Annotated in this window: 3 protein-coding genes; 1 reads left to right on the forward strand and 2 read right to left on the reverse strand. The window is 74.5% G+C overall.

Annotation, left to right across the window (positions count from 1 at the left end; all coding sequences use genetic code 11):
* Positions 1 to 119: 119 nt before the first annotated feature.
* Both I6A60_RS18510 and I6A60_RS18515 read right to left on the reverse strand, forming a co-directional pair.
* Positions 120 to 1,283 (reverse strand): rhomboid family intramembrane serine protease, encoded by a 1,164-nt coding sequence (locus I6A60_RS18510; protein WP_203019555.1) that lies wholly within the window; start codon positions 1,281 to 1,283, stop codon positions 120 to 122.
* 52 nt (positions 1,284 to 1,335) lie between these two features.
* Complete coding sequence (locus I6A60_RS18515; RefSeq protein ID WP_203019550.1) at positions 1,336 to 1,863, reverse strand: peptidylprolyl isomerase; 528 nt, start codon at positions 1,861 to 1,863, stop codon at positions 1,336 to 1,338.
* A gap of 532 nt (positions 1,864 to 2,395) precedes the next feature.
* Between I6A60_RS18515 and I6A60_RS18520 the strand changes: the two genes are divergently transcribed.
* On the forward strand, positions 2,396 to 3,760 hold the full coding sequence (locus I6A60_RS18520) for a hypothetical protein (RefSeq protein ID WP_203019548.1): 1,365 nt from the start codon (positions 2,396 to 2,398) through the stop codon (positions 3,758 to 3,760).
* The last annotated feature ends 144 nt before the right edge of the window (positions 3,761 to 3,904 follow it).

The raw sequence follows: 3,904 nt of genomic DNA on the forward strand, positions 1-3,904 counted from the left end.
CCCGGGGGCCCCCCCCCGGGGGGGGGCCCCCGCCCCCCGGGGGGGGGCCCCGCCCCGGGGGGGGCCCGGGCCCCGCGGCCGGCGCCTGCGTCCCGCGCGGGACTGGCGCCGGGCGGGCGTCAGAACGTGTGCAGCGCCGTCAGGCTCTGGGTGTTCAGGACCGCGGCGACGATGAGGATCGCGAGGACGGCGGCGGTGCCGAGCGCCTGGATGGCGACCCGCCGCGCCGGCACGTAGGCGTAGAGCAGGCCCAGCACGACGCCCGTCGCCAGGCCGCCGATGTGGCCCCACTTGTCGATGCCCGAGATGCTGAACGTGATCAACAGGTTGATCCCGACGACGATCAGGATCTGGTTTGTGTTCACCCGCAGGCGACGCGCGATCAGGTAGTACGCGGCGAAGAAGCCGAAGATCGCGGTCGAGGCCCCGTAGGAGAAGGCCTTCTCGTCGTGGATCACGTAGCTGAGGGTGTTACCGCCGATCGCGCAGGCGAAGAACAGCGCCAGGTAGCGCACTCGGCCGAGGATCGCCTCCAGCTGTGTCCCGAGCAGGAACAGCGCGTACATGTTGAACGCGATGTGCAGCACGCTGCCGTGCAGGAACGCGGCCGTGACCAGTCGCCAATACTCGTGCTTCTGGGCGATGTCCACGCCGATCAGCGAGTAGTCGAGCGTGAACTGGTTGACGTGCGAGGTGCCGGTCAGCCCGGGCACGCCCTCGAGCACATAGGCGACCAGGCAGATCCCGATCAGGATCTTCGTGATCAGGCCCGAGGAGTCCCGGTCGGCCCGGCCGCCGAACTGGGTCGGCGACGCCGGCGTCCGGGCCGCCGCCGCCTCCTCCGGGCAGTGGAAGCCGACGGCGGCCGGCCGCATGCAGTCCGGGCAGATCGGCCGGCCGCAGCGCTGGCAGGAGACGAACGCGTCACGGTCCGGGTGCCGGTAGCACCGGTTCGACTGGCCCGACTGCCCGCCCGCCGGGACGCCGGGCGCGGGGTGACCGGAGCCGGGCGTCGATCGGCCGGACGGCTCGTCCGCTTCCTCCCAGACGGGCATCCCGGATGCGTCGCGGGCCCATAGGCCCGAGGAGCCTCCCTGCTGGGGGGCTCCCCAGACCTGCTGGTGACCCGGTCCAGGCGCGCTGTCGCCCGGCTCGCTCTGCTTCGGCATCGTGGGTGGCGTGCCCGCGCCGGTTGGGCGTTCCCAGGGCGAGGGCGCGGCAGTGGACGCCGGCTCGGCCTCGCTCGAACCGGAGGCCGCTCCGCCCGGCTCCTCGACGCTCACCGCCGCCACCCCCCGCGGGCCATCCGGCCCCCCAACCTGCGCATCCGTCCCCTTAAGCCGGGCGGGTCTCGATGGCGATTTCCTGGATCACCACGTCGGTCTTCGGGCGGTCCTGCGCGGCGGTCGGGGCCTTGGCGATCGCGTCGACGATCTCGGTACCGCGAGTGACCTCACCGAAGATCGTGTGCTTGCGGTTGAGCCAGTCGGTCGCCCCGACCGTGATGAAGAACTGCGAGCCGTTCGTGCCCGGCCCGGCGTTCGCCATGGCCAGCAGGTAGGGCTTGCTGAACGTCAGGTCCGGGTGGAACTCGTCGGCGAACTTGTAGCCCGGGCCGCCGCGGCCGCTGCCCAGCGGGTCGCCGCCCTGGATCATGAAACCCGGGATGACCCGGTGAAAGATCGTGCCGCTGTAGAGCGGGGTGCCGGTCTTCTTGGCACCGGTGCTCGGGTCGGTCCACTCCTGGTCGCCAGTCGCGAGACCGACGAAGTTGCGAACCGTCTTGGGGGCATGGTCCGGGAACAGCCGGACCTCGATGTCGCCCTGAGTCGTCCGCAGCGTCGCGTACAGCTCCTCGGCCATGTGCCTCTCTTCTCTTCGTGTCGCGGGTCGCCTGACCCGCGCAGGATTCGCGTCACCGGCCCACCGAACCCCATCAGGAGGACGTCCGCGCGCCGTGCGGGGTTCCGCCGTCGATCCGCGTCCGCCGCGCCCTCCGGGGCCGACCTGCTGACGATCGTATGTGCCGGCCGGTCACGCCGACGCGCCAGCCGAACACGGAGCAGCGCTCGGTGGCCCTGGACCACACGCGTCCAACCGGCGCCAGGCCCCCGTCGAGCCGGTCGGGCCGACGCGGTGGGGCGAACGAGGCACTCCGCCCTGTGCGCGCGACAGGAGCCGCCCGAGGCGGGAGAGTGCTGTCAGCACTACACAGAGTGATTATTGATGTCCGGCGGCAGGCGGGTTCCGGGCGAGAGCGGGGGCTCCCGAACATCCGACGTCGGGGGAGATCCGATGACGGCCGTCGACGGGCAAGCGCGTCGCGGCGTACATCGGGCGGGGCGTCCAGAGCCTCCGCCGCCTGTTGGCATGCGGCAGCAGAAGAGGGAGACCGATGGGTACCAGCAATATGCGGGACCGGCTCTCGCGCGTCACCGATGCGCCGGTTCAGAGCGCTCGGCGCGGCGGCCTCGGTGGCCTGCTGCGCGGCGGCGCGGGCGACCAGCACGGCCATGACCGGGACGGCGGGCCGATCTCCGCCCTTCGCGGCCAGATCGGCCAGCAGACCCGGCACCTAGACGGCCCCGGCTTCCAGCAGGCCGCCTGGGGCGCGGCCGGCCGGGCCGGCACCGCGATGGCCGGCGCCGCCGGCCTGGCGGCACGGGCGGGCCAGTCGGCCGGCAGCGCGCTCGCCGGGCGGGCGTCGGACATCTCCGGCCGGATGACCGAGCACGCTGACGACCAGAGCTGGTCGGGCCGTCAGGGCGACCGGCTGGCTGGTCGCGGGCCGGGCCGGCAGTGGGACGACGCGGGCCAGGCCTCGCGGGAGCAGCGCGGCGGGCGGTCGTGGGACCAGCCCAGGAGCCGGGGCGGCTGGGACGAGCCCGCCCGCCAGCAGCGGTGGGGCCAGCGCGACGACGCCGGCTACGGCTGGGACGAGGCGCGCCGCAACGGCAACGGCAACCACGGCCTGACCGCCCGGCTGAGCCGCGGCGACGAGGGCGACCAAGGCCAGGGCGGCGCGCTGGGCCTGCGTGGGCCGGCCCGAGGCGACCTCCGGCTGGGCGACGACCGGCCTGGCCGCGACTGGGAGCAGCACGGCGGGCAGCTGGGCCCGCAGGCCCGGGAGCAGCGCGGCCGTGGCCGCCGGCGCGGTCAGCGCGGCCACGACCAGCTGGCCGGCTGGGACGACCAGGCTGGCCGCGGGCCGGCGCAGCGGTGGGAGCGGCCGGACCTCAGGTCGCGGGAGGAACTCATCGGCGGCCAGGGCCTGCCCAAGCGGCACACCAAGCGGATCGAGAAGGCCCACGACGACGCCGACGACTCGGCCCGTCGTGCCTTCGAGGCGAGCGAGCGAGCCATGCGGCACAGCCATTCCCGCCGGGCGCTGAAGGACGAGCGCAAGGCGGTGGCGCAGGCCGACCGAGCCCAGCGGCTGCTCGATCAGCACCTGGCCCGGGCCCAGCACCGGGTGGCCTCGGCGCAGCGGCGCCGCCGCCGTGGCCTCGGCCTGCTGCTGCTGGCCGGCGCCGGTGCCGGCATCACCATCGCCGCGCGCCGCCTGTTCAGCCAGCCCAGTGGCGGTCAGCCGACCGCGGGCGGCGTGGACCAGACCGGTGCGTCGGCGACCCGCGTGACCACCACTACCACCCGCTACCCGGCCGACGACCGGCTTTCCGACGGCCTGCGGGACGACGTCACCGCCGGCCACCGCGCCGGGACCGACACGATGAGCGACTCGACCTCGCGTCGCTTCTGACGCCGGCGCGGGCCGACGGTCGAGCCGACTCGCCCTGACCGGACGAGCACTGATCGGACAAGCACTGATCGGACGAGTATCGACCCCCGCGGGGGGGGGGGCCGGGGGGGGGGGGGGGGGGGGCGGGGGGGGGGGGCGGCCGCG

The sequence above is a fragment of the Frankia sp. AgB1.9 genome (genome assembly GCF_016786355.1).
Lineage (GTDB): Bacteria > Actinomycetota > Actinomycetes > Frankiales > Frankiaceae > Pseudofrankia.

Coding starts and splice junctions, on each gene's coding strand:
- I6A60_RS18515 (WP_203019550.1), bottom strand. CDS start 1,863: ATGGCCGAGGAGCTGTACGCGACGCTGCGGACGACTCAGGGCGACATC.
- I6A60_RS18520 (WP_203019548.1), top strand. CDS start 2,396: ATGGGTACCAGCAATATGCGGGACCGGCTCTCGCGCGTCACCGATGCG.